This window comes from Nonomuraea sp. NPDC050383, assembly GCF_044459125.1.
Lineage (GTDB): Bacteria > Actinomycetota > Actinomycetes > Streptosporangiales > Streptosporangiaceae > Nonomuraea.
The window spans coordinates 21899-44201 of sequence record NZ_JBITIP010000021.1; the positions used below are offsets into that span (position 1 = coordinate 21899).

Below are 22303 nucleotides of genomic sequence, written 5' to 3' on the forward strand. Positions count from 1 at the left end.
GAGTGATGAATCGACTGCGGAAGAATGCCCGGGGGCGCGCATGAAAACGCACGAACGCACCTTTTTCGGCCATCCGTGGGGGCTGGCCACGCTCTTCGGCACGGAGATGTGGGAGCGGTTCAGCTGGTACGGCCTGCGCGCCATCCTGGCCACCTTCATGGCCGCGTCCCCCGCCCAGCACGGCCTGGGCATGAGCGAGCAGACCGCGACGGCCGTCGTCGGCGTGTACGGCGCGCTCATCTACCTGGTTGCGCTGCCCGGCGGCTGGATCGCCGACCGCATCCTCGGCCCGCGGCGCTCGGTGTTCTGGGGCGGGTTCGTCATCATGTGCGGCCACATCAGCATGGCCGTGCCGGTGACGTCGCCGGTCTTCGTGTGGCTGGGGCTGGGGCTGATCATCGCCGGGACCGGCCTGCTCAAGCCGAACATCTCCGTCATGGTGGGCAAGCTCTACCCGGACGAGGACGACGGCCGCCGCGACGCCGGGTTCTCGCTGTTCTACCTGGGGATCAACCTGGGCGCGTTCTTCGCGCCGATCGTGGTGGGCTGGCTGGCCGACGGCGACCGCTGGCACCTGGGCTTCAGCGCCGCGGCCGTCGGCATGGCCCTCGGCCTGGCCCAGTACGTCCTCGGCCGCGGGAACCTGCGCGGCGTCGGCGACCGGCCCGGCATGCCGCTGCCGCCGGAGCACCGCCGGCAGGTGCTGCGGCACGTGGGGCTGGGCACGCTCGGCGTCGTGGCGGCCATGGCGATCTGGGTGGCGACGGGCACGTTCACCATCGACCGGTTCACGGTCGTCGTGACCGTGATCATCCTGGCGGTGCCGGTCGTCTACTTCGGCTACATCCTGCTGGGCAGCCACGACCTGACCGAGGACGAGCGCTCCCGGGTGAAGGCGTACGTGTGGCTGTTCGCCGCCGCGGCGATCTTCTGGATGCTGTACGACCTGGCGCCGAGCAAGCTGCTGTTCTTCGCCGAGAACAACACGGACCTGACGCTGTTCGGGATCCACATCAACGCGGCCACCACCCAGTCCTTCAACCCGCTGTTCATCATGATCTTCGTGCCGGTGTTCGCGGCGCTGTGGGTGAAGCTGGGCACGCGGGTGAGCACGCCGCAGAAGTTCTCCTTCGCGCTGGTCATGGTGGGGCTGAGCTTCCTGGTGATGGCGGTGGCGGCCACGCTCGCCCAGGGCGGCCGGGTGTCGGTGTGGTGGCTGGTGCTCGTCTACCTCATCCAGGTGTTCGGCGAGCTGTCGCTGAGCCCCGTCGGGCTGTCGGTCACCACCAAGCTGGCTCCCCGGGCGTTCAAGGGGCAGATGCTGGGGCTGTGGTTCATCGCGGTCTCGGTGGGCGACGCGGTCGGCGGGCAGACCGGGCGGCTGAGCGGCGTCGTGTCCGAGCCGATGTACTACACGTTGCTGGCGCTGATGGCGATCGTGGCGGGGCTGGCCCTGCTGATGTTCACCCGCAGGCTGCGCCATCTGATGTCCGAGCACCACGAGCCCGCGACGCCGCCGATCCGCTGACTCCGCCCGCCCGTCCCGCGCGCTGAGCCCGCCCGCTGAGCCCGCCCGCGCGGACCCGCACGCGCCCGCGGGACGGCCGATCCGATAGACATGTGACCGTGCCCGAACTGCTCGACCTGGTGGGAATCTTCGTCTTCGCGCTGTCCGGCGCGCTCATGGGCGTGCGCAAGCGGCTCGACGTCGTGGGGATGGCGGTGCTCGCCGAGATGACGGCGCTGGGCGGGGGCGTGGTGCGCGACCTCATCCTGAACGTGCGGCCGATCGCGTTCCAGAGCGTGGGGTACGTGCTCGTGCCGCTGGCGGCCACGGTGATCGTGTTCTTCTGGCACCCGCACGTGGCGCGGGTGATGCCGGCGATCCTGGTGTTCGACGCGGCCGGACTCGGGCTGTTCTGCGCGGTCGGCACGCTCAAGGCCCTCGAGTACGGGCTGAGCCCGCTGCACGCCACCCTGCTCGGCGTCACCACGGGCGTCGGCGGCGGCATGCTGCGCGACGTGCTGGCGGGCGAGATCCCGACGCTGCTGTACGACCGCCAGCTCTACGCGGTGCCCGCGCTGCTCGGCTCGGCCATGATGGCGGAGCTGTCCACGCTGGGGCTGCACGGCTGGCCGGCCACGCTGGCCTCGGCGCTGGTGGCCTTCGGGCTGCGCGTGGCCGCGATGCGCTACAAGTGGCGCGCCCCGCTGGCCCGGGGCGTCAAGCCGTCCGAGTGAGCACCGGTCAGACCATCGGGACCAGCGAGTCGGCGGGCCTGTCCCCTCCCGCGGGGCCGTGGTCGCGGGCGGCCACGATGCGCTCCACGGCCTCCTCCAGCACCGCCGGCGGCAGCGTGTACGGCAGGCGCAGGTACCCCTCCAGCGTCCCGTCGACGCCGAACCACGGCCCGGGCGCCAGCCGCACCCCGCGCGTGGCGGCGGCCTCGGCCAGGGTGACGGCCGAGCCGGAGTCGAGCCGTACCCACAGCGTGCCGCCGCCGCGCGGCACCGTGAACTCCCAGGCGGGCAGTCGCTCCCGCAGCGCGGCCACGAGCATGGCGCGGGAGGCGCGCAGCCCGCGCAGGCGCTCGGCCCTGGTCTCCTCCAGCCGGTCGAACAGGCGGGCCACCACGAGCTGCTCCAGCACCGGGCTGGCGATGTCGACGGCGGCCCGGTGCACGGCCAGCCGGCGGATCAGCGCGGCGCTGGCGCGCAGCCAGCCGATGCGCAGCCCGCCCCACCACAGCTTCGAGGCGGAGCCGATGCTGATCATCCGGTTGTCGGAGTCGAAGGCGCCCATGGGCGCGACGGTCCCGCTCCTGACGGCCGTGTGAGGGGCCGGCTCGGACGGGTCGGGCCCGGACAGGTCCAGCTCGGCCCAGGTCTCGTCGATGAGGATCGTGGTGTCGGTGCGCCTGGCCGCGCCGGCGACGGCGGCGCGGGTGGCGTCGTCCATGAGCGCGCCGGTGGGGTTCTGGAAGTCGGGCATGAGGTACGCCACCCGGGCCGCCGACTGGCGCAGCGCGCAGGCGACCAGGTCGGCCTGCCAGCCCTCGTGGGAGATGCCGACCGGGACGATCCGGGCGCCGCACCGGCGGGCCACGTCGATGGCGTGCGGGTAGGTCGGCGACTCGACGAGCACGGGGTCGCCGGGCCCGGCCAGCAGGCTCATGGCGAGGTGGAGGGCGTGCTGGGAGCCGGTGGTGACGAGGATCTGCTCGGACCGGGTGGCCAGGCCGCGCGCGGTGTAGCGGGCGGCGACGCGCTCGCGCAGCGCGGGCAGGCCCATGGGGTCGTAGCCGTGGCCCATGCCGTACCGGGGCAGGTCCTCGACGGCCTCGGCCATCGCCTCGCGCAGCGCGGACGGCGCGGGCGGGGCGGCGGCGTGGAGCTGGATGAGCCCGTCGCGGCCGGTGGACAGCCACGGGTTGTCGGTGGTGGAGGCGGGGTCGGGCAGGGCGGTCCAGCTTCCGGAGCCCTGCCTGCTGTCGAGGTAGCCTCGTTCGCGCAGCAGGTCGTAGGCGGCGGTCACGGTGGTGCGGCTGATCCCCAGGGTGGCGGCGAGGTGCCGCTCGGCGGGCATGCGCACGCGGACGGGGATGCGCCCGTCGAGGATGAGCGCGCGCACGGCGTCGGCGAGCGCCCGGTAGTACGGGCGGGCCTCCGGCGGCACGTCGGCGAGCCGGGCCACCTGCGCCGCTCCCACATATCTCATCAGGCCACTTTTGATGATTGGCCCTGTTTTGGCAAGGGGGTGGCCTGCCACTCTGGGTCCACTATGAGCGAAGCGACCGTCCCGCAGCTGGGCTCCCTCCCCTCCCGTCTCGTCCGGCTCTACGGCGGCCTGGCCCTGTACGGCCTCGGCATCGGCCTCCAGGTCAGCTCGGGGCTGGGCAACGACCCGTGGGACACCTTCCACCAGGGCCTGGCCGGCCGCCTCGGGCTGTCGATCGGCACCGTGATCATCGGGGTCGGCGCGCTGGTGATGCTGCTGTGGATCCCGCTGCGGCAGCGGCCCGGCGTCGGCACCATCAGCAACGTGATCTTCGTCGGCCTGTTCGCCGACGCCGCGCTCTTCGTGCTGCCCGCCTCCGGCCACTGGGCGTTGAGCTGGCTCTACCTGGGCCTCGCCATCGTGTCGATCGCGCTGGCCACCGTGCTCTACATCGGCGCCGGCATGGGTCCGGGACCGCGTGACGGGCTCATGACCGGCCTGGCGCGGATGGGGCTGTCCCTGCGGCTCGGCCGCTTCCTCATCGAGATCGCCGTGCTGGCCGTGGGCTGGCTGCTCGGCGGCACCGTCGGCATCGGCACGCTGGTGTTCGCGCTCGCGATCGGGCCGCTGACCCAGCTGTTCGCCCGCCGCTTCCCCCTCACGTGATCGCGCGGCAGGGCCCGTCACGACGCGACGTGATCGGACCCGGCCGCGTGATCACCCTCCGGCCGAGTAGCGTCAAGGCATGCGGATCGAGGACTACGCGCTGATCGGAGACATGCAGTCGGCCGCCCTGGTGGGCAGGGACGGCTCGATCGACTGGCTCTGCCTGCCCAGATTCGACTCCCCGGCCTGCTTCGCGGCGCTGCTCGGCGGCGACCGCAACGGCCACTGGTGGATCGGCCCGCCCGGCAGGCAGCCCGCCACCCGCCGCCGCTACCGCCCCGACACGCTGATCCTGGAGAGCGAGTGGGACACCCCCACGGGCACCGTCCGGGTCATCGACTTCATGCCGCCCCGCGACCGCAACCCCGACGTGGTGCGGATCGTCGAGGGCGTCTCCGGCACGGTGGAGGTGGCCACGCAGTTGCGGGTGCGCTTCGACTACGGCCGGATCGTCCCGTGGGTGCGCCGTACCGACGGGCACCTCCAGGCCGTCGGCGGGCCCGACTCCGCCTGGCTGCACTCCCCCGTCCCCCTCAAGGGCGGCGACTACGCCCACCGCGCCGCCTTCCACGTCAAGGCGGGCCAGCGGCTGCCGTTCGTGTTCACCTGGCATCCGTCGCACGAGCCGATGCCCGAGCAGATCCACGCCGAGGCCCAGCTCGACGAGACCGAGGCCCTGTGGAAGGAGTGGGTGGAGACCTGCACCCACCAGGGCCCCTGGCGCGAGGCCGTGGTGCGCTCCCTCATCACCCTCAAGGCGCTCACGTACGCCCCCACCGGCGGCATCGTCGCCTCCCCCACGACGTCCCTGCCGGAGGACCTCGGCGGGGTGCGCAACTGGGACTACCGCTTCTGCTGGCTGCGCGACGCCACGATGACGCTGGAGGCGCTCATCAACAACGGCTACCTCGGTGAGGCCGCCGAGTGGCGGGCCTGGCTGCTGCGCGCGATCGCCGGCCGGCCGCAGGACCTCCAGATCATGTACGGCGTGGCGGGCGAGCGGCGGCTGCCGGAGATGCAGCTCGACTGGCTCGACGGCTACGAGGGCTCCCGGCCCGTCCGCATCGGCAACGACGCCGTCAACCAGCTCCAGCTCGACGTGTACGGCGAGGTGATGAACGCCCTCTACCTGGCCGGCGCCTCCGGGCTGACGGCCGACCAGCGGGCCTGGTCCATCCAGCGGCAGCTCCTGGACTACGTCGAGGAGCACTGGGACGAGCCCGACGAGGGCCTGTGGGAGGTGCGCGGCCCCCGCCGGCACTTCACCCACTCCAAGGTCATGTGCTGGGTGGCCCTGGACCGGGCGGTCAAGTACGTCGAGCGCTACGGCCGGGTCGGCCCCGCCGACAAGTGGCGGAGCATCCGGGACCGCATCCACGCCGAGGTGTGCGAGAACGCCTTCGACGCCAGGCGCAACACCTTCACGCAGTCCTACGGCTCCAGCGAGCTGGACGCGTCGCTGCTGCTGATGCCCATGGTCGGCTTCCTGCCGGCGGACGACCCGCGCATGGTGGGCACCGTGGCGGCCATCGAGAAGGAGCTGATGGCCGACGGCTTCGTGCTGCGCTACCCCGTGGCCGAGGACAACGCGGTGGACGGCCTGCCCGGCGGCGAGGGCGCGTTCCTGGCGTGCAGCTTCTGGCTGGTCGAGGTGATGGCGTTGCAGGGGCGCAGGGACGAGGCGAAGGAGCTGTTCGAGCGGCTGCTGGCGCTGCGCAACGACGTGGGGTTGCTGGCGGAGGAGTACGACCCCCGCTACGGCCGCCTGGTCGGCAACTTCCCGCAGGCGTTCAGCCACGTGCCGCTGATCCACGCGGCCCGCGCGCTGTCGGAGAGCGACCGCACCCCCAAGCTGGGCCGCGACACCTGAGCCGGGCGTCCCGCTCAGGCGGCGAGGCGGGCCAGGACGTGGGCGAAGTCGGGCGGCGGGGCGACGACCAGTCTCGTCTGGCCGCCCCGCAGCTCGATGTCGGCCCGGATGAGCGTCAACCGGCCCCCGTGCCACCAGTAGACCTGCGGGCTGAGCCCGCCGGTGCGGGCGGCGTGGACGCGCAGCCGCTCGATGGCGCGCACCACGCCGATCCCGTTCACCGGATGGACGAGCAGCGTGTACGGGTCGGGCAGCACGGCGAGCGCGCCGTGGGCGGGCACCGGAAGGTAGTCGCCGAGCCAGCGCAGGTGCGTGGCCGCCGACGGCCTGGGCCCGGTCAGCCGGACGACGGCCGTGCCGGACAGCTCGACGGCCTCCACCGTCAGCCTCTCGCCGCGCCGGACGTTGGCGACGGCCAGCTCCAGGGCCTCGGCCGTGGGCAGGGGCCAGCAGCCGGCCTCCTCGGGCAGCACCGGGCGGTCCCCGACGGTGAGCAGCTCCACCAGGTCGGCGTTGAGGTGCCGGCCGACCACGCGGGCCGGGTCGGGCACCTCGTCCACCGCTTCGACGCGGGTGCGCAGCAGCGGCGCCGCCTGCTCGAAGTCGCACACGTCCACCCGGTCCCCCGCGGCGCCGACGGCTCGTGCCAGATGCTCGGAGACGAGGGTCGGCCAGTCCTCGCGCGGGCGGCGGCCCGCCTCGCGGCGCAGCCCGGCCAGCCGGACGAGGATCTCGCCTTCGCGCGGCCGGCGGGGAGCCGGGAGACCGAGGGTGAGCGAGCCGCCGTCGGCGGCGAAGACGCAGGTGAAGCCGAGAGTCTCGGCGACGAGTGCGAGCAGGGAGTCGAGGTCGACGTCCTCGATCGCCCTGCGCGGGGGTTTCCGGCCACGTTTGAAGAACGTCACGTGCCGTGTCCCATCATGTCCGTTTCATCCCGATATGTATCTCCTACCTTGCCTGCTCCCCACTGCGGAGCGGCCCAGCCAGCGAGCACGATTCGGTATCGATAACGGCCGGGGCTCCAAGCCACACACTCAGCTGTGGTGATCCGTGTCCAACCGGCAGGCCCGCCAGGACCGGCACCCCGAGCGGCAGCAGCCGGTCACGCAGCACCGGAGCGGGGTCGCCGCAGTCCACCCACGAGCCGAGCACGAGGCCCCGGACGCCGTCGAAGGCGCCCGCCTGAAGGAGCTGGGTGAGCATCCGGTCGATCCGGTACGGCTCCTCGCCGATGTCCTCCAGAAGGACGATCTTCCCGTCGAACGACGGGTGGTGGCGGGTGCCGCACATCGAGGCCAGCAGCGACAGGTTGCCCCCGGCCAGCACGCCCTCGGCCCGGCCCGGGGCCAGCGCCCGGTCGCCGGTGACCGGGGGCGCCTGCCCCGTCAGGGCCGCCCGCAGGTGCTCCCACGACACCGGCTCGGGGGCGTCACCGCCGGCGATCGTGTCGCAGGCCGGCATCGGGCCGTGCAGGGTCGGCACGCCCAGCTCGGCCGCGAACACGTGGTGCAGCGCGGTGATGTCGCTGGAGCCGACCAGCGTCTTCGGGCCGGCCGCCCGCATCGCGTCCCAGTCGATCAGGCCGAGCAGCCGCGCCGCCCCGTACCCGCCCCTGGCGCAGAACACCGCCGTCACGGCCGGATCGCACCAGGCGGCCTGCAGGTCGGCGGCGCGGTCCGCGTCCGAGCCGGCCAGGTACGGCAGCTCCTGCCGGTCGAGGACCCGCCCGCCGGCCACGACCTTCAGCCCCAGCCCCTCCAGCCGCTCGACTCCGCGCTTCAGCAGCGCGGCGTCCGGCGGCCCCGACGGCGCCACGACGGCGACGGTGTCCCCGGGCCGGATCGGGGTGATCTGTCCGTCAGGCCGCGACGGCCCGTTCCCTGGCTCGTTCCCTGGCTCGTTCACGGGGAAAACGGTGTCACACTTGCATCTCGTATGCGACTTCCGCCCCACATCCTCGTGGTCAACGGCATCAAGGTCCGCCGGCCGGTCTTCCTGCTCGGAGCGCCGCATTCCGGCACGGACCTGCTCGGCCGCGCCCTGAAACGGTCACCGGGCTTCCACATGACCATGGGCCGGACCGGCGTGGCCCATGTCCTGTACGCCTTCGCCCGCAAGCCGTCCCTCGGCGAGAGCTCCGGCGCCGTGCGGGTGCTGCGCGACGCGCTCGCCGAGTCGTGGCAGGTGCTGCCCGGCTCGTGCCGCCAGTGCGGCGAGGCGTGCCGCGACGCGGGCGGCGTCACCGGCGCCGGTCCCTGCGTCTCGACGGGGGACGTCACCCGCTTCGGCGACGCGAGCCCCGACCTGATCTACAGCGCGGCCACGCTGCTGCGGGCCTTCCCCGACGCCCGGTTCGTGCAGATCGTCCGCGACGGCCGTGACGTGGTGGCCGACATGCTCGCCGACCCGGCGTGCCTGGCCTGGTTCAAGCCGGCGATGCTGTCGGAGGGAACGGAGTTCCCCAACGCGTTCCTCGGCGTCAACCGCGACGAGCACCTCGACAAGTGGAAGGGCATGCCGGTCGCCGGCAAGAGCGCCCTGCGCTGGCGCAGCGCCGTGCGCCTCAGCGCCACGCTCCGCCGCGACCTGCCCGAGGACCAGCTCCTGACGCTGCGCTATGAGGACCTGGCGCTCAGGCCCGCCCAGGCGGCGGCCTCGGTCGCGGACTTCCTCGGCACGCGCGTCTCCAAGGTCGCCCTGTACGGCGGCCCCTCGGAGCCGGGCTCCCGCCGCTCCCGGCTGCGGCCCGACGACCTCGCGCTGGTGGAGAAGGTCGCCCGGCAGGAGCTCACGACGCTGGGCTACCTGACGAGTTGAACTGCGTGCAGTGCAGCTCCGCGTAGAGGCCGCGGCGCGCCAGCAGCTCGTCGTGGGTGCCCCGCTCGGCGATCCGCCCGTCCTGGACCACCAGGATCTCGTCGGCCTCGCGGATCGTGGACAGCCGGTGGGCGATGACCAGCGAGGTGCGGCCCGCCAGGGCGGTCTTCAGCGCCTGCTGCACGGCCGCCTCCGACTCCGAGTCGAGGTGCGCCGTGGCCTCGTCGAGGACGACGACGCGCGGCGCCTTCAGCAGCAGCCGCGCCAGCGCCAGCCGCTGCTTCTCGCCGCCCGACAGCCGGTGGCCGCGGTCGCCGACGACCGTGTCGAGCCCGTCGGGCAGGGCCTCCACCAGCTCGCCGATCTGCGCGGCGCGCAGCGCCTCCCACAGCTCCTCGTCGCTCGCGCCGGGCCGGGCGTACCGCAGGTTGGCGCCGATCGTGTCGTGGAACAGGTGGGGGTCCTGCGCCACCACGCCGACGGTGTCGCGCAGCGAGGCGAGCGTGGCCTCGCGCACGTCGAGCCCGTTGAGCCGGACCGCGCCCTCGCTCACGTCGTAGAGCCGGGACACCAGGGAGGTGATCGTGGTCTTGCCCGCTCCGGACGGGCCGACCAGCGCCACGAGCCGGCCCGGCCTGCCGGTGAACGACACGCCCTTGAGCACGGGGTGCGAGGGGGCGGTGTCCTGCCGGGCCACCGACTCCAGCGAGGCCAGCGACACCTCCTCGGCCGCCGGGTAACGGAAGTGGACGTCGTCGAACTCGATCGTCACCGGCCCGTCGGGCACCGACCGGGCGTCGGGCCGCTCGGCCACCATGGGCTTCAGGTCGAGGATCTCGAAGACCCGGTCGAAGCTGACCAGCGCCGTCATCACGTCCACGTGCACGTTCGACAGCGACGTCAGCGGGCCGTACAGGCGCATGAGCAGGGCGGCCAGGGCGACCAGCGTGCCCAGCTCGAACACGTCGCCGATGGCCAGCACGCCGCCGATGCCGTACACCAGGGCGGTCGCCAGGGCCGCGACCAGGCCGAGCGCCACCCGGAACACGGTGCCGTACATGCCGACCGTGACGCCGACGTCGCGCACCCGGGCCGCGCGCCCGCCGAACATCGCGGCGTCGTCCTCGGGCCGGCCGTAGAGCTTGGCGAGCATCGCGCCGGCCACGTTGAAGCGCTCGGTGGTGACGGAGCTCATCTCGGCGTCGAGCCGCATCTGCTCGCGCGTCAGCGCCGACATGCGCCGGCCCACCCACTTGGCCGGGATCACGAAGATCGGCAGCAGCACCAGGGCGACCAGCGTCACCTGCCACGACAGCACGAGCATGGCGCCCAGCACGAGCACCAGACTGATCACGTTGGACACGACGGATGACAGGGTGCTGGTCAGGGCGCGCTGGGCGCCGATGACGTCGGTGTTGAGCCGCGAGACGAGCGCACCGGTCTGCGCCCGCATGAAGAAGGCGACCGGCATGCGCTGCACGTGGTCGAACACCTCGGTGCGCAGGTCGTAGATCAGCCCCTCGCCGAGCCGGGCCGAGAACCACCGCTGCGCCAGCGTGAGCCCGGCGTCGAGGAGCGCGAGCGCCCCGATCGCCAGCGCCAGCCCCACCACGACGTCGGTGCGGCGGGGCAGGATGCCGTCGTCGATGATCGCCTTCATCAGCAGCGGGTTGGCCACCACGACGACCGCCCCCGCCATCACCAGCAGCAGGAACGCGGTGATCTGCCGGGTGTACGGCCGGGCGTAGCCCGCGATGCGCCGCACGGTGCCGGGCGTGAGCCGCTGCTTGGTGACCGACTCGTCGCGGCGCAGCGACGCCATCAACTGGGGGCCGAAGCCCCCTCCCATCATCGCCATCCGGGGCCCTCCTCCCCGGTATGAGCGCCGCCGGGACGCCCGGTAATTCCCGGCTCCGCTCAGCGCGAAACCCGTCCTGGGGTCAAGGTTGAGAGGAGAACAGCGCGCGGAGGCGTTCGGCCTGCTCGGCGCCCTCGGCCGCGCACTGCTCCTCCAGGGTGCGCGAGCGCGCTCCCTGGAGGAGTCGCTTGGTCGCCGCCGCCGCGTCCCGGTTGGTCGAGAGCAGCCCGGCGATCTTGTCGTGTACGGCCCGGTCCAGGCCGTCGCGGGCGACGACCTGCTCGGCGAGCCCGATCCGCTGGGCCTCGTCGGCCTCCACGATCCGGGCGGTCAGGCAGATGTCGATCGCCTTGGCCAGGCCCACCAGCTCGACCAGCGGCTTGGTCCCGGTCAGATCGGGGACCAGCCCCAGGGCGGGCTCCTTCATGCAGAACTTGACGTCGTCGGCCACGATCCGCAGGTCGCAGGCGAGCGCGAGCTGGAAACCCGCGCCGATCGCGTGACCCTGCACGGCCGCGATGGAAACGATCTCGGGGCGGCGCAGCCACAGGAACCCCCGCTGTGCCTGCCGCAACCGCTGCTCGAACGCCGCGGCCCCGAGCCGCGCCGTCGAACTGAACGAGCCCTGTCCGGGCACCCCCTCTGGTGTGAACATCCGCAGGTCGATGCCTGCCGAGAAGGACGGTCCCTCACCTCTCACAACGACGACGCGCACCCGGTCCGGTAGGTCATCACCGATTCGGGCCAACGCTGACCAGGTCGCGAACGTCTGAGCGTTCCGCTTGTCCGGCCGGTCCAGCGTGATCGTCGCGATCTCACCGTCCACCTCGAAGCGCAGTCCCGTCTCCGCCGGATCCTCGGCGAACACGTTGTCCGCGTTCCCCCCGCGCTGCTGTGGCGCCTTCGCTTCCGCCATCGCCCGCTCCCTCTTCGCCACTGAACCGTCGCGCCCGAGCTTACAGAATGAGATTCTGGGCCCGGGCGCGGCGGCTGGCTGACTAGGGACGAGCGGCTGCGGTCGCACGTTCCGAGGCGGCCGTCAGCGCTTGGACTTGCCTCGGGTCGCCCCGCCGCGCCCGCGCAGAGTCACACCGGACTCGCTCAGGATGCGGTGGATGAACCCGTAGGACCGACCGGTCGAAGCGGCGAGCGCACGGATGCTCTCACCCGCGGCGTAGCGCTTCTTGAGATCGCCGGCCAGCTTTTCACGGTCGGCCCCGGTGACCCGGGTGCCCTTCTTCAGTGTCTCGGCCACGAGTACCTCCTGTAGTGCCGGACTTCCGCAGCGTTACTCCGCCATGATCAGTCATTTCAGCGGGATCGGCTACCTACTCCATGGGAAAAGATCCGTACCCGCCCAAATTAAGATCAGGCAAGTGCCACAAGATCGGAAAATTCGGCGCTCCACGCGTCTTCAGTTCCGTCCGGTAGCAAGATCACCCTATCCGGTGACAGGGCGTCAACGGCACCCTCGTCGTGGGTCACGAGGACGATTGCTCCTGAATACGACCTCAGAGCGTTGAGAACCTGCTCGCGGCTGACCGGATCGAGGTTGTTCGTTGGCTCGTCGAGGAGGAGGACATTGGCGCTGGAGAGGACCAGCATGGCCAGCGCCAGGCGGGTCTTCTCGCCGCCGGACAGCACGCCCGCCGGCTTGTCGGAGTCGTCGCCGCTGAACAGGAAGGAGCCGAGCACCTTGCGCAGCTCGGTGTCGGTGAACTCGCCGCCGGCCGAGCGCATGTTCTCCAGGATCGTGCGCTCGCCGTCGAGCGTCTCGTGCTCCTGGGCGTAGTAACCGATCTTGAGGCCGTGGCCGGGGCGGACCTCGCCCGTGTCGGGCTTCTCGATGCCGCCCAGAATCCGCAGCAGCGTGGTCTTGCCCGCGCCGTTGAGCCCGAGGATGACGACCCGGTGACCTCGGTCGATGGCCACGCTGACGTCGGTGAAGACCTCCAGCGAGCCGTACGACTTGGACAGGCCCTCGGCGGTGAGCGGGGTGCGCCCGCACGGCTGCGGCTGCGGGAAGCGCAGGCGGGCCACCTTGTCGCTCTGGCGCTCCTCCTCGGTGCCGGCCAGCAGCCGGTGGGCGCGCCGCATCATGTCCTGCGCGGCCTTGGCCTTGGTGGCCTTGGCGCGCATCTTGTCGGCCTGGGCGAGCAGGGCTCCGGCCTGCTTCTCGGCGTTGGCCCGCTCGCGCTTGCGCCGCTTCTCGTCGGTCTCGCGCTGGGCCAGGTAGGCCTTCCAGCCGACGTTGTAGTGGTCGATGACACAGCGGTTTGCGTCGAGGTGCAGGACCTTGTTGACCGTGGCTTCAAGAAGGCCGACGTCATGGCTGATGATCGCCAAGCCGCCCTGATGGGAACGCAAAAAATCACGAAGCCACCCGATTGAGTCCGCATCTAGGTGGTTTGTCGGCTCGTCAAGAAGGAGAGTTTCCGCACCGCTGAAAAGAATGCGCGCCAATTCCACGCGCCTGCGCTGTCCGCCGGAAAGCGTTTCCAGCGGTTGTCCGAGGACGCGGTCCGGCAGACCGAGACTGGAGGCGATCGAGGCGGCCTCCGCCTCGGCCGCGTAGCCGCCGAGGACGTGCATCTGGTCCTCCAGCCGGCCGTAGCGGCGCACCGCCTTCTCGCGGGTCTTGTCGTCGGCGGAGGACATGCCGAGCTCGGCCTCGCGCAGCTTGCGCAGCACCTCGTCGAGCCCGCGGGCGGACAGGATGCGGTCGCGGGCGAGCACCTGCAGGTCGCCGGTGCGGGGGTCCTGCGGCAGGTAGCCGACGCTGCCGCTCGTGGTGACCGTCCCGGAGGCGGGCAGCGCCTCGCCGGCCAGGACCTTGGTCAGCGTGGTCTTACCCGCGCCGTTGCGGCCCACCAGGCCGATCTTGTCGCCCGGGTTGACCCGGAAGGAGGCGCTTTCGATGAGCAGGCGCGCGCCGGCGCGCAGCTCGATGTCATTGGCAATGATCATGGTTGACGGAACACTCCCGAGCTAGGAAACGAGGGATGGGGTGTGCGGCGGCCGCGTGCGCCGTGCCGTCAATCGGGAGTGTGCATACCGATCAGTGTAGGCCCCTGAGCTGGAGTACCACCTCCCGTTATCGCCCTGCTCGTCACCTGTGTCCCGGCGCTCCCTCCCCTACCGCCGGGACGCCTCCTCCGGGTTCTCCTTCTCGCCGGGAGCCTGCTCCGGGAGGTGGTCGCCGATGAGCGCGAGATTCTGGATGGCCGCCAGGCCGTACTGGGCGGCGTCGTTGGTCGAGACGAACGGCGCCTCCTCGACGGCGGCGAGCACGCCCGGCCCCTCCACGCGGGTCAGCCGCCAGTGCGGCTCGCGCTGCAGCTCGTTGCGGTTGAGCTGGTCGTCCTCGTCCAGGTAGAACTTGCGCCAGGCCCGCGCCGCCTGCGCCGCGTCGCCCGTTCGGGCCGCCGCGTACGCGGTGAGCCGGCTGTGCGCCTGCACCAGCGAGATGCCGCGCAGCGGCTCCCCCACCTCGGCGGCCTGCTCCGCGGCGGGCGCCAGGTAGAGCCGGCAGTAGTCCAGCCAGGCCCGCTCGAAGCCCGGCACGTCCAGGTCGAGCGCGATCAGCTCGGAGCACATCTCCGGCAGGCCGAACACCGACGACAGGTGCGAGACCATGATCGCGTCGCGGGAGGCGTCGAAGCGCCCCGTGGCCAGGTCGAGCCGGGCCTCGCCGGTCAGGAACCCCTGCGGCAGCGCCCCGATGCCGGCCATCGTGCCGAGCAGCCGGTCACGCGCCCGCTCGTCGCCGTGCCGCTCCCAGCGGGTCAGCCAGGCCGCCGCGAGCGCGCCCCAGTCGGTGCCCAGCCCGACCGACAACGCCGACGGGTCCGGCGTGTAGACGTCCTCGCGCACCTTGCGCTGCGGGTCGATCGCCACGAACGTCGCCTCCGGCTCGGACAGCTCGTCGAGCAGGTCGCCGGCGCGTTCGTCGGCGGTCAGGTAGTAGAAGAAGCGCCGGTAGGCGGCGTTGGAGATGCGCAGCTGCTTGCAGCTGCACCCCCAGTGCTGCACGTTGTGCCGGCTGCCCAGCCCCTTCCAGCGGCCCAGGTGGTAGACGTCGACCTCGCCGGTGTGGCGGGTCATCGCCTCGGCGAAGCGGAAGACGTCGGCCCGCCCGGTGCGCAGGAACTGGTACCACAGCCACAGGTCGGGCGACAGCTCCGAGTTGTCCCAGGCGTAGCCGCCCACGTCGTAGCGCCAGGTGTGCCGGTCGGCGTCGTAGGTGTGCATGACGTCGCCGTAGTCCCAGAAGCCGTACCAGCGGCGCTGCTCCCGCTCCCGCGTGTACAGGTCGAACAGGAAGTCCAGCCGGTCCTCGATCGCGGCGCGGGCCGGGGTCGAGCGGTCCGGCAGCGCCCAGTCGCCGAACACGCCCGCCGCGCGGATCCGCGCGGGCGGGGCCGTCAGCAGCGCGGGGTCGTTCATGGCCGCGGCGTGCGCGGCCAGCGCCTCTGCCGGGGGCGTCGCCTCGTGGACGCGCAGGGTCAGCTCGTGGGTGCGGGCGACGCCGTGGGCGTCGCCGAAGCCCGGCTCGTGGTCCTCGTAGGTGATCTCCAGCCCTTCGAGCTGCTCGGCGTACGTGTCCTGGCCCATGCCGTCGTGCCAGAACCGCAGGTCCATGGCCGGGGCGGACGGCGACCACAGCCACACCGTCGCCGTGGCGAGGTCCGTGGCCGCGCCGCGCACGTCCAGCCGCGTCGGGTGCAGCCGCCAGAAGTCGCGCAGCCCGAACCCGAGCCCGCCGCTCACCCCGCCCACGTAGCCGTAGCCGGCCGAGCGGGTGCCCGAGGGGATCGTCACCCAGGCGTGGCCCTCGCCGGTGCGCTTGCGCAGCGTGAAGCCGTCGGCGGAGGTCTGGTCGAGGGTGTAGTCGTTCCACGCCGGGATGAGGTGCAGGCGGCCGGCCACCTCCGGGTTGCCGATCGGGCCGCACGGCCGGCCCTCGACCTGCGCCCGCCGCACGACCTCGCCCGGGTCGCGGCGCAGCCCGGTCAGCCCGCGCACGGCCTCGGTGAGGAACCCGTCCGGCCCGGCCAGCCGTACGTGCCGGTCGTGGAGCTCGTCGCGCATGACGACGTCGGCGCGCAGGCCGAGCCCGGCCAGGAAGTCCCGCTCGGGGTCACCGTCCCAGACGAACGTGTGCACCACGCGGACGTCCTCGGCCCCGGCGTAGAAGTACAGCCGCACGCTGAACGGCAGCCGCGCGCCGCCGTCTCCTCCCGCCGTGCTTCCCAGCGGGCCTCCCGCCGTGACTCCCAGCGGGCCTCCCGCCGTGCTTCCCGCCGTGCGGACGTGGTGGCCCTCCAGCCGGACGACCGCGCGGACCGGGCCGTCCTGCTCGACGGTGACGCGGGTGACGTGACCGGTCGCCTCGGCTCTCGTGAGCGTGCCGGCGTCGTCGGGTGTGGGCCCGTCCTGGTGCAGGCTGACCAGGCGGACGTCGCGGACGATCTCCTGGGAGCCGCGCTCCACCGAGCGGGCGAGCGTGGCGCCCGACTCCTCGATCGTCCAGGTCACGACGCCCGTGCTCACGCGCAGCACGCCGTCCCCGCGCGTCACGGTGACGGGCGAGGAGGGGGCGGCCGGGCCGCGGCCGGGCTCCAGCCGGTACGTCGCGGCTGGCTCCGCCTGCGGGGCGACGGCGTGCGCCGACCACTTCACCGAGCCGTCCGGCCAGGTCGCGGTCACCCAGCTCTGCACCGGGACCTCGCGGCCCTGCGGATCGGCCAGGGCGAACGCCGCGCCCGGCTCCACCGTGCCGCGCGACCAGGGGACTCCCCAGGTCACCCCCTGCTCCGCGGGTCGGTCCAGCCAGCGCAGCACGGTCATGCGATCTCCTTCAGTCGCTCGGCGACGATGGCGGCCACCTCGTCGGCGCCGCGGAAGCAGAAGTGGGTGTCGTCGGCCACCCCGTCCGGGTGAAGGGGATGCCGGCCGGGCGGGAAGTGGGTGAACAGCGCCTTCGACCCTTCCGGGCCGAGGCGCTCGTACAGCTCGGTGGTGGCGGCCGTCAGGTCGATCAGCGGCACGCCCCGCTCGGCGGCGAGCGCGCGGACCCGGTCCGGGTAGTCGCCGTGCGTCGGCGCCAGCCGGTCCCCCACGAACCGGCGGCGCTGCACGGGCGTGCACAGCACCGGCAGGGCGCCCGCGCCGCGCGCCTCCTCGACGAAGGCGCGCAGGTTGTCGCGGTACGGCAGCTCGGGCTCCTTCTGGTCGTTGTGCCCGAACTGGATCACCACGAGGTCGCCGGGAGCCGCCTCCAGCAGGAGCGCGGCCCACAGGCCCTCGGCCCGGTGGCCGGCCGTGGTGGCCCCGCCCTTGGCGAAGTTGCGCACCGGACCCCCGACGTGGCCCCCGAGCTGCGCGCCCCACCCGGACATCGGCGCCTCGGACGCCGGGCACGACGCCACCGTCGAGTCCCCGGCCAGCAGCACCGTACAGGTCATTCCTTGACGCCTCCGATGAGCACTCCCTTGGCGAAGTGCTTCTGCAGGAACGGGTAGACGAACAGGATCGGCAGCGTCGCGATCACCACGACGGCGAACTTCAGCCCCTGCTCCGGCGGCACCCAGGTCCGGTCCATCTGCGCCAGGGCGTTGGCCGCGTCGTTGTTGGTGAGCTGGCGCACCAGGATCTGCAAGGTCCACTTGGACGGGTCGCTGAGGTACAGCAGCGGCGACATGTAGTCGTTCCAGATGGCCACCGCGTAGAACAGCGAGAACGTCGCGATGATCGGCTTCGACAGCGGCAGCACGATCTTGAAGAAGACGCCCATCTCGTTGCAGCCGTCGATCCGCGCCGCCTCCTCCAGGGCCTGCGGCAGCTCCTGGAAGAAGCTCTTCACGATGATCAGGTAGAACGGGTTGATCGCCAGTGGCAGGATCAGCGCCCAGTAGCTGTCCAGCAGCCCGAGGTCGCGCACCACCAGGTAGGTGGGGATCATGCCGCCGGAGAACACCATGGTGAAGATGACCAGGTTCAGCACCAGCGTCCGGCCCGGCAGGTACCGCTTGGCCAGCGGGTAGGCCATGGTGAACGTCAGCAGCAGCTGCACCACCGTGCCGACCGCCGTCACCACGATGGTCGTGACCAGCGCGCGGACGAAGGTGTCGGTGGCGAAGATGTACTGGTACGACTCGGTGACGATCTTCTTCGGCCACAGGAAGAAGGGCCGCGAGGAGATCTCCGCCTCGCCGGCGAACGATCCGGCCAGGACGTACAGCAGCGGCAGGATGGTGATCAGCGCGAGGGCGCTGAGCACGACGATGTTCAGCGTGTCGAACACGCGGCTGCCGAGGGAGCTGCCGTTGCCGACCGGCGTTTCGGTCTTGGTCTTCATGCTCGGGGCTCCTTAGAACAGTCCACGCTGGCCGAGGCGCTTGGCGAGCCAGTTGGAGCCGAAGATCAACAGGACACCGGCCACGCCCTTGAACAGGCCGACCGCCGTGGAGTAGCTGATGGCGCCCTGGGTGATGCCGGCGTAGTAGACGTAGGTGTCGAACACGTCCGCCACCGAGCGGTTCAGCGAGGTGGTCATGAGCCAGATCTGCTCGAAACCCGAGTCGAGCAGGTTGCCGGAGGCGAGGATCGCCATGACGACGACCGTGGGGCGGATCGCGGGCAGCGTGACGTGCCACAGTTGCCGGAAGCGGCCGGCGCCGTCCATGCGCGAGGCCTCGTACAGGTTGGGGTCCACACCGGCCAGCGCGGCCAGGTAGATGATCGTGCCCCAGCCGGTCTGCTTCCAGAGCTGCTGCAGGATGATCAGCGGCCGGAACCAGTCCTCCATCGCCATGTAGTCGATCTTCGCCGTGTCGCCCATGATGTCGCGGATCCAGCCGGACATCACCCCGAAGTCGGCCGCGAACAGCAGGTACGTCAGCGAGGCGACGATCGTCCAGGACAGGAAGTGCGGGATGTAGACCAGCGACTGGACCGTGCGCTTGAGCACGTTGATCCGCAGCTCGTTCAGCAGCAGCGCGACGATGATCGGCGCGGGGAAGACGAACACGATGTGCAGCAGCGCCAGGAACATCGTGTTGAACAGCAGCCGCCCGAAGTCGGGCCCGGCGAACAGCTCCTGGAAGTGCTTGAAGCCGACCCAGGGGCTGCCGGAGTAGCCGAGGAAGGGCAGGAAGTCCTGGAACGCGATCGTCACGCCGTACATCGGCAGGTACTTGAAGATCACGAAGTAGGCCAGGCCCGGAAGGAGCATCAGGTAGAGCCAGCGGTAGCGCATGAGCGCCGTACCGAGCGGCACCTTGTCCGCGCGCCGCTTCTTGGCCGTGGGGACCGCCTTCACGCGAGGCGGCGCCAGGTCGGTGGCCACAGCGGCCTCCTTTCGTGTGAGGGGCCCGGGCCGCGGCCCGGGCCCCTCAGGGCGTCTACTGACCGAGCTTGGAGACCAGGTCGTTGACCTCGGCGGTCACCTGCGTGCCGCCGCTGTCGTACCAGCGCTTGATCTCGGCCTTGAGCTGGTCCTCGGAGAAGGTGCCCGACAGGTACTTGATCCGGGCGTCCGGAATGATCGTGTCGAGCAGCGCGCCCTTGGCGACGGCGGTGGGCGAGACCACGGGCAGGCCCACGTTGTGCACGGCCGTCTTGAGGTCCTCGGCCACCAGCTCCTTCTGGAGCTTCAGCATGTTCTTGTAGGGCTCGCCGGACGGCACGCGCTGGTAGGCGATGCCGCCGATGTCGATCGTGCCCTTGGTGCTGAGCTGGGTGAAGGCGTCGTCGACGTTGTCCTGGATGGTCTTGACCGCGGGGTCGTCCTCGTTGATGAGCGCGGCGGTGTCGCCGTTCTCGACCTTGAAGTTGCGGCCCTCGATGCCGTTCTGAAGGAGGACCTGGCCCTCCTTGGTGGCCAGCTTGTCCAGCGTCTTCAGGACGTTGTCGAGCTCGGCGTCGGTCCGCACGCTCTGCTTGGAGATGGCCAGGACGTCGTTGTAGCCGGTGAACGGGTAGGAGAACTTCTTGCCGTCGGAGCGGGCGAGGTTGCCGACCATGGTGACCTTGTCACCGTAGTTCTCCGGGTCGTCCTCCTTGAACAGGTCGAGGACCTGCCGGGAGCGGATGTTGACGTCGATGATCATGCCGCCCTTGTTCTGGTGGAACGGCTCGTTCCACTTGGCGGCGTCGAGGGTGGCGAAGTCGGGGTTGACCATGCCGCCGTCGACCATCTTCTTCAGCCACCGGTTGGCCTCGAGGAACTCGGGGGTGTCGAAGCCCGGCACGACCTTGCCGTCGCGCTCTCCCCAGCCGTTCGGGGCGCCGAACCAGGTCTCGATCACGTCGTACGGGCTGGCGGTGGCGTAGTTGCCGGGCCACTTCGGGATGACGAGGCCGTAGGTGTCGTTCTTGCCGTTGCCGTCCGGGTCCTTCTCGGTGAAGGCCTTGGCGATCTCGTACAGGTCGTCGACCGTCTTGGGCTCCTCCAGGCCGAGCTTCTTCAGCCAGTCCTTACGGATGACGATGGCCGAGCGCAGCAGGGGGCGCATCCGGTAGAAGCCGTAGATCTTGCCGTTGATGGAGGAGTTCAGGCCCGTGCGCTCGTCGGCGGGCTTGAGGTTCGGGTACTTGTCCAGCTTGTCGGTCAGGTCCCAGAACGCTCCGGCCTGGGCGGACTTGACGAACGCCGGCATGTGCGGGTCCACGTCCACGACCTGCGGGATCTTGTCCGAGGCGAGCATGACGTTGAGCTTGTCGGAGTACTCGGCGTTGGGCACCCAGGTGACCTGGATCTTCTTGCCGAGGAACTTCTCGATCGCCTGCTGCATCTCGCCCTTGGGATCGGGCGCCGTCCCGAACAGCCTCGACACGAACGTGATCGTGTTGGTATCCGCCGCGGGCGCGTCACCGCCGCCGGAGCAGGCCGAGGCGGTGAGTGCAGCCGTGAGCGTTAGCGCACCGGCGATGAGCCGGCGGCGACGGGGTGCGCTCATGTGTTCCCTTTCGAATGCAGGCGCGCCTCGTTCTCCTCGAAGAAGCGCAGGCAGAGCCACGTGTTGAGGTAGATCCACGCGCCGAAGCTGATCACCGGGGCGAGGATGGGCGCCGCCGAGGTCGCGTAGGCGATGGCTGAGAGGGCTAGCAGCAACAGCACGGACGAGGCCGGGCGCAGGAGCGCTAGCTGTACCGCCTTGGGCCAGTACGCCCGGAGCGGCAGGTCGAAGTGCGCGTAGAGCGGCCCCACGTACGCCCCCACACCGGCCAGTGCGATGAGCGCCACGAAGGTCGCGATCCGCAGCGTTCCCATGCTGGGCCCGAGTGCGGAGAGGTACAGGTAGTTGCCGACCAAGAGGACGGCCAGCACCGCCACCGGCAGCACCAGCAGCGAGCCGCGGACGAACTCCCGCCGGTAGACGGACCAGAACTCCGGAATCGCCTGAAACGATTCACCACGGGCGTGCCTCCGAGCCAGCGTGTAGGCGGCGACGGTGGCGGGGCCCAGACCCAGGACGACTCCACCCGCGAGAGTGAAGGCGATCCACAGCAGGTTCAGGCGGACCGCCCAGACGAGCTCCGAGCAGACCGCGTAGACCCTGGTTGACGTGGTGGTATGGCTCATCCGGCAGCACTTTCTCGTGGCGTGTGCACGGACACGGCGATGGGGGTGTTGCACCGTGGTTCCCGCCCCGTTACGGACGGATGAACGTCTCGGTGGTGGCGAACGTAGTGTTGAATCGACTCAGAGTCAATGACGCGAAACCCGGAGATTTCCGTATTCGCCAATCAATGGGGCCATCTGCCGGAAGCCGACCTTGCCTCCGGCCAGGGCCGGACCGCCTGCGAGGCCCTCGTCCATCCAGCTGAACGAGACCAAATCGTTGACCGAGAACGTGACCTCACCTGCGCGGATGTCGAGACGCATGGCGTAGGGGCCCTCGGCGTCGAGCACCGCGGGCAGCGGGTCGGGCCCCTGCGCGACCAGATGGAACCCGTGGCTCTTGCGCAGGTTGCAGGTATGCAACTTTCGCTCCGAGGGCCACATCCGTCGAAAGTAGGACACGTGGTAGGCGTCGATGTCGCCGCTGTGATATTGCTCGTACGGCCCGTCACGCCTGGCCAGCGCCGGGTCGAACAGGTCCTCGCCGCCCCTGCCCCGCGCGTGGAAGAACAGGATGGCCAGGCCCGGCTCCCTGACCGGCCAGAAGTCCCACTCGATCCGCACGTCCGCGGGGAAGTCCTCGGGACACCACAGCACCAGGTTGGCCGCCTGCCCGTCGGCCGGCGGGCGCAGGCTCTCCAGCCGCATCCTGCCCAGGGGGAAGGAGACCGCCCCGGCCCCCTCCATCCGGAAGCCCGCCAGGTCGTCGGGTCCCGCGAGCCGGTTGCGGTAGATCTCGGTCACGGT

At 71.1% G+C, this 22303-nt stretch carries 19 protein-coding genes; 5 read left to right on the forward strand and 14 right to left on the reverse strand.

Translation table 11 applies throughout. The features are described 5' to 3' along the window. The first annotated feature begins 40 nt into the window (after window positions 1–40). Both ACIBG4_RS35670 and ACIBG4_RS35675 read left to right on the forward strand, forming a co-directional pair. Window positions 41–1528, forward strand: a complete 1488-nt coding sequence (locus ACIBG4_RS35670) for a peptide MFS transporter (RefSeq protein ID WP_397206134.1) — start codon at window positions 41–43, stop codon at window positions 1526–1528. Window positions 1529–1620: 92 nt separating this feature from the next. Beyond that, complete coding sequence (locus tag ACIBG4_RS35675; protein ID WP_397206136.1) at window positions 1621–2241, forward strand: trimeric intracellular cation channel family protein; 621 nt, start codon at window positions 1621–1623, stop codon at window positions 2239–2241. A 7-nt stretch (window positions 2242–2248) separates the two neighbouring features. On the opposite strand, the gene ACIBG4_RS35680 is transcribed toward ACIBG4_RS35675, so the two are convergent. Then, complete coding sequence (locus ACIBG4_RS35680) at window positions 2249–3718, reverse strand: PLP-dependent aminotransferase family protein (RefSeq protein WP_397206138.1); 1470 nt, start codon at window positions 3716–3718, stop codon at window positions 2249–2251. A gap of 63 nt (window positions 3719–3781) precedes the next feature. On the opposite strand from ACIBG4_RS35680, the gene ACIBG4_RS35685 reads away from it, so the two are divergent. Both ACIBG4_RS35685 and ACIBG4_RS35690 read left to right on the forward strand, forming a co-directional pair. Continuing rightward, a complete protein-coding gene (locus ACIBG4_RS35685; protein WP_397206140.1) occupies window positions 3782–4384 on the forward strand; it encodes a YitT family protein in 603 nt (200 codons plus the stop codon). 79 nt (window positions 4385–4463) lie between these two features. Next, entirely contained in the window at window positions 4464–6254 is a 1791-nt protein-coding gene (locus ACIBG4_RS35690; protein ID WP_397206142.1) for a glycoside hydrolase family 15 protein, read from the forward strand. A gap of 14 nt (window positions 6255–6268) precedes the next feature. Here ACIBG4_RS35690 and ACIBG4_RS35695 read toward each other — a convergent pair whose 3' ends face one another. Both ACIBG4_RS35695 and ACIBG4_RS35700 read right to left on the reverse strand, forming a co-directional pair. Beyond that, window positions 6269–7159 (reverse strand): hypothetical protein, encoded by an 891-nt coding sequence (locus ACIBG4_RS35695; protein ID WP_397206144.1) that lies wholly within the window; start codon window positions 7157–7159, stop codon window positions 6269–6271. Window positions 7160–7202: 43 nt separating this feature from the next. After that, window positions 7203–8159 (reverse strand): LD-carboxypeptidase, encoded by a 957-nt coding sequence (locus ACIBG4_RS35700; RefSeq protein ID WP_310708971.1) that lies wholly within the window; start codon window positions 8157–8159, stop codon window positions 7203–7205. A 30-nt stretch (window positions 8160–8189) separates the two neighbouring features. Here ACIBG4_RS35700 and ACIBG4_RS35705 point away from each other — a divergent pair, with 30 nt between their 5' ends. Beyond that, window positions 8190–9071, forward strand: coding sequence for a sulfotransferase family protein (locus ACIBG4_RS35705; protein ID WP_397206146.1), 882 nt, complete (start codon window positions 8190–8192; stop codon window positions 9069–9071). Here ACIBG4_RS35705 and ACIBG4_RS35710 read toward each other — a convergent pair. From ACIBG4_RS35710 to ACIBG4_RS35760, 11 genes are all read right to left on the reverse strand, one after another. After that, window positions 9043–10929 carry an ABC transporter ATP-binding protein gene (locus ACIBG4_RS35710; protein WP_397206148.1) on the reverse strand — a complete coding sequence of 629 codons (1887 nt, stop codon included), beginning with the start codon at window positions 10927–10929 and terminating at the stop codon, window positions 9043–9045. The genes ACIBG4_RS35705 and ACIBG4_RS35710 overlap by 29 nt on opposite strands. Window positions 10930–11011: 82 nt before the next feature. Next, window positions 11012–11845: an enoyl-CoA hydratase/isomerase family protein gene (locus ACIBG4_RS35715; protein ID WP_397206150.1), complete on the reverse strand. Its 834-nt coding sequence runs from the start codon at window positions 11843–11845 to the stop codon at window positions 11012–11014. Window positions 11846–11968: 123 nt separating this feature from the next. Next, window positions 11969–12184 (reverse strand): helix-turn-helix domain-containing protein, encoded by a 216-nt coding sequence (locus ACIBG4_RS35720; protein ID WP_020547488.1) that lies wholly within the window; start codon window positions 12182–12184, stop codon window positions 11969–11971. A 113-nt stretch (window positions 12185–12297) separates the two neighbouring features. Then, window positions 12298–13896, reverse strand: a complete 1599-nt coding sequence (locus tag ACIBG4_RS35725) for an ABC-F family ATP-binding cassette domain-containing protein (protein WP_310708967.1) — start codon at window positions 13894–13896, stop codon at window positions 12298–12300. A gap of 168 nt (window positions 13897–14064) precedes the next feature. Further along, complete coding sequence (locus ACIBG4_RS35730; protein ID WP_397206152.1) at window positions 14065–16779, reverse strand: Tat pathway signal sequence domain protein; 2715 nt, start codon at window positions 16777–16779, stop codon at window positions 14065–14067. Then, the gene (locus ACIBG4_RS35735) at window positions 16776–17396 is read right to left on the reverse strand and encodes a rhamnogalacturonan acetylesterase (RefSeq protein ID WP_397206154.1); all 621 of its coding nucleotides are present in this window, start codon (window positions 17394–17396) and stop codon (window positions 16776–16778) included. Before ACIBG4_RS35735 ends, ACIBG4_RS35730 begins: the two co-directional genes overlap by 4 nt. After that, window positions 17393–18289 carry a carbohydrate ABC transporter permease gene (locus ACIBG4_RS35740; protein ID WP_397206156.1) on the reverse strand — a complete coding sequence of 299 codons (897 nt, stop codon included), beginning with the start codon at window positions 18287–18289 and terminating at the stop codon, window positions 17393–17395. Before ACIBG4_RS35740 ends, ACIBG4_RS35735 begins: the two co-directional genes overlap by 4 nt. 12 nt (window positions 18290–18301) lie before the next feature. After that, on the reverse strand, window positions 18302–19279 hold the full coding sequence (locus ACIBG4_RS35745) for an ABC transporter permease subunit (RefSeq protein ID WP_355440829.1): 978 nt from the start codon (window positions 19277–19279) through the stop codon (window positions 18302–18304). 55 nt (window positions 19280–19334) lie between these two features. Continuing rightward, window positions 19335–20891, reverse strand: a complete 1557-nt coding sequence (locus tag ACIBG4_RS35750; RefSeq protein ID WP_397206158.1) for an extracellular solute-binding protein — start codon at window positions 20889–20891, stop codon at window positions 19335–19337. Further along, window positions 20888–21517 (reverse strand): YesL family protein, encoded by a 630-nt coding sequence (locus ACIBG4_RS35755; RefSeq protein ID WP_397206160.1) that lies wholly within the window; start codon window positions 21515–21517, stop codon window positions 20888–20890. Before ACIBG4_RS35755 ends, ACIBG4_RS35750 begins: the two co-directional genes overlap by 4 nt. A 126-nt stretch (window positions 21518–21643) precedes the next feature. Then, window positions 21644–22300: a DUF1961 family protein gene (locus ACIBG4_RS35760; protein WP_397206162.1), complete on the reverse strand. Its 657-nt coding sequence runs from the start codon at window positions 22298–22300 to the stop codon at window positions 21644–21646. Window positions 22301–22303: the final 3 nt, after the last annotated feature.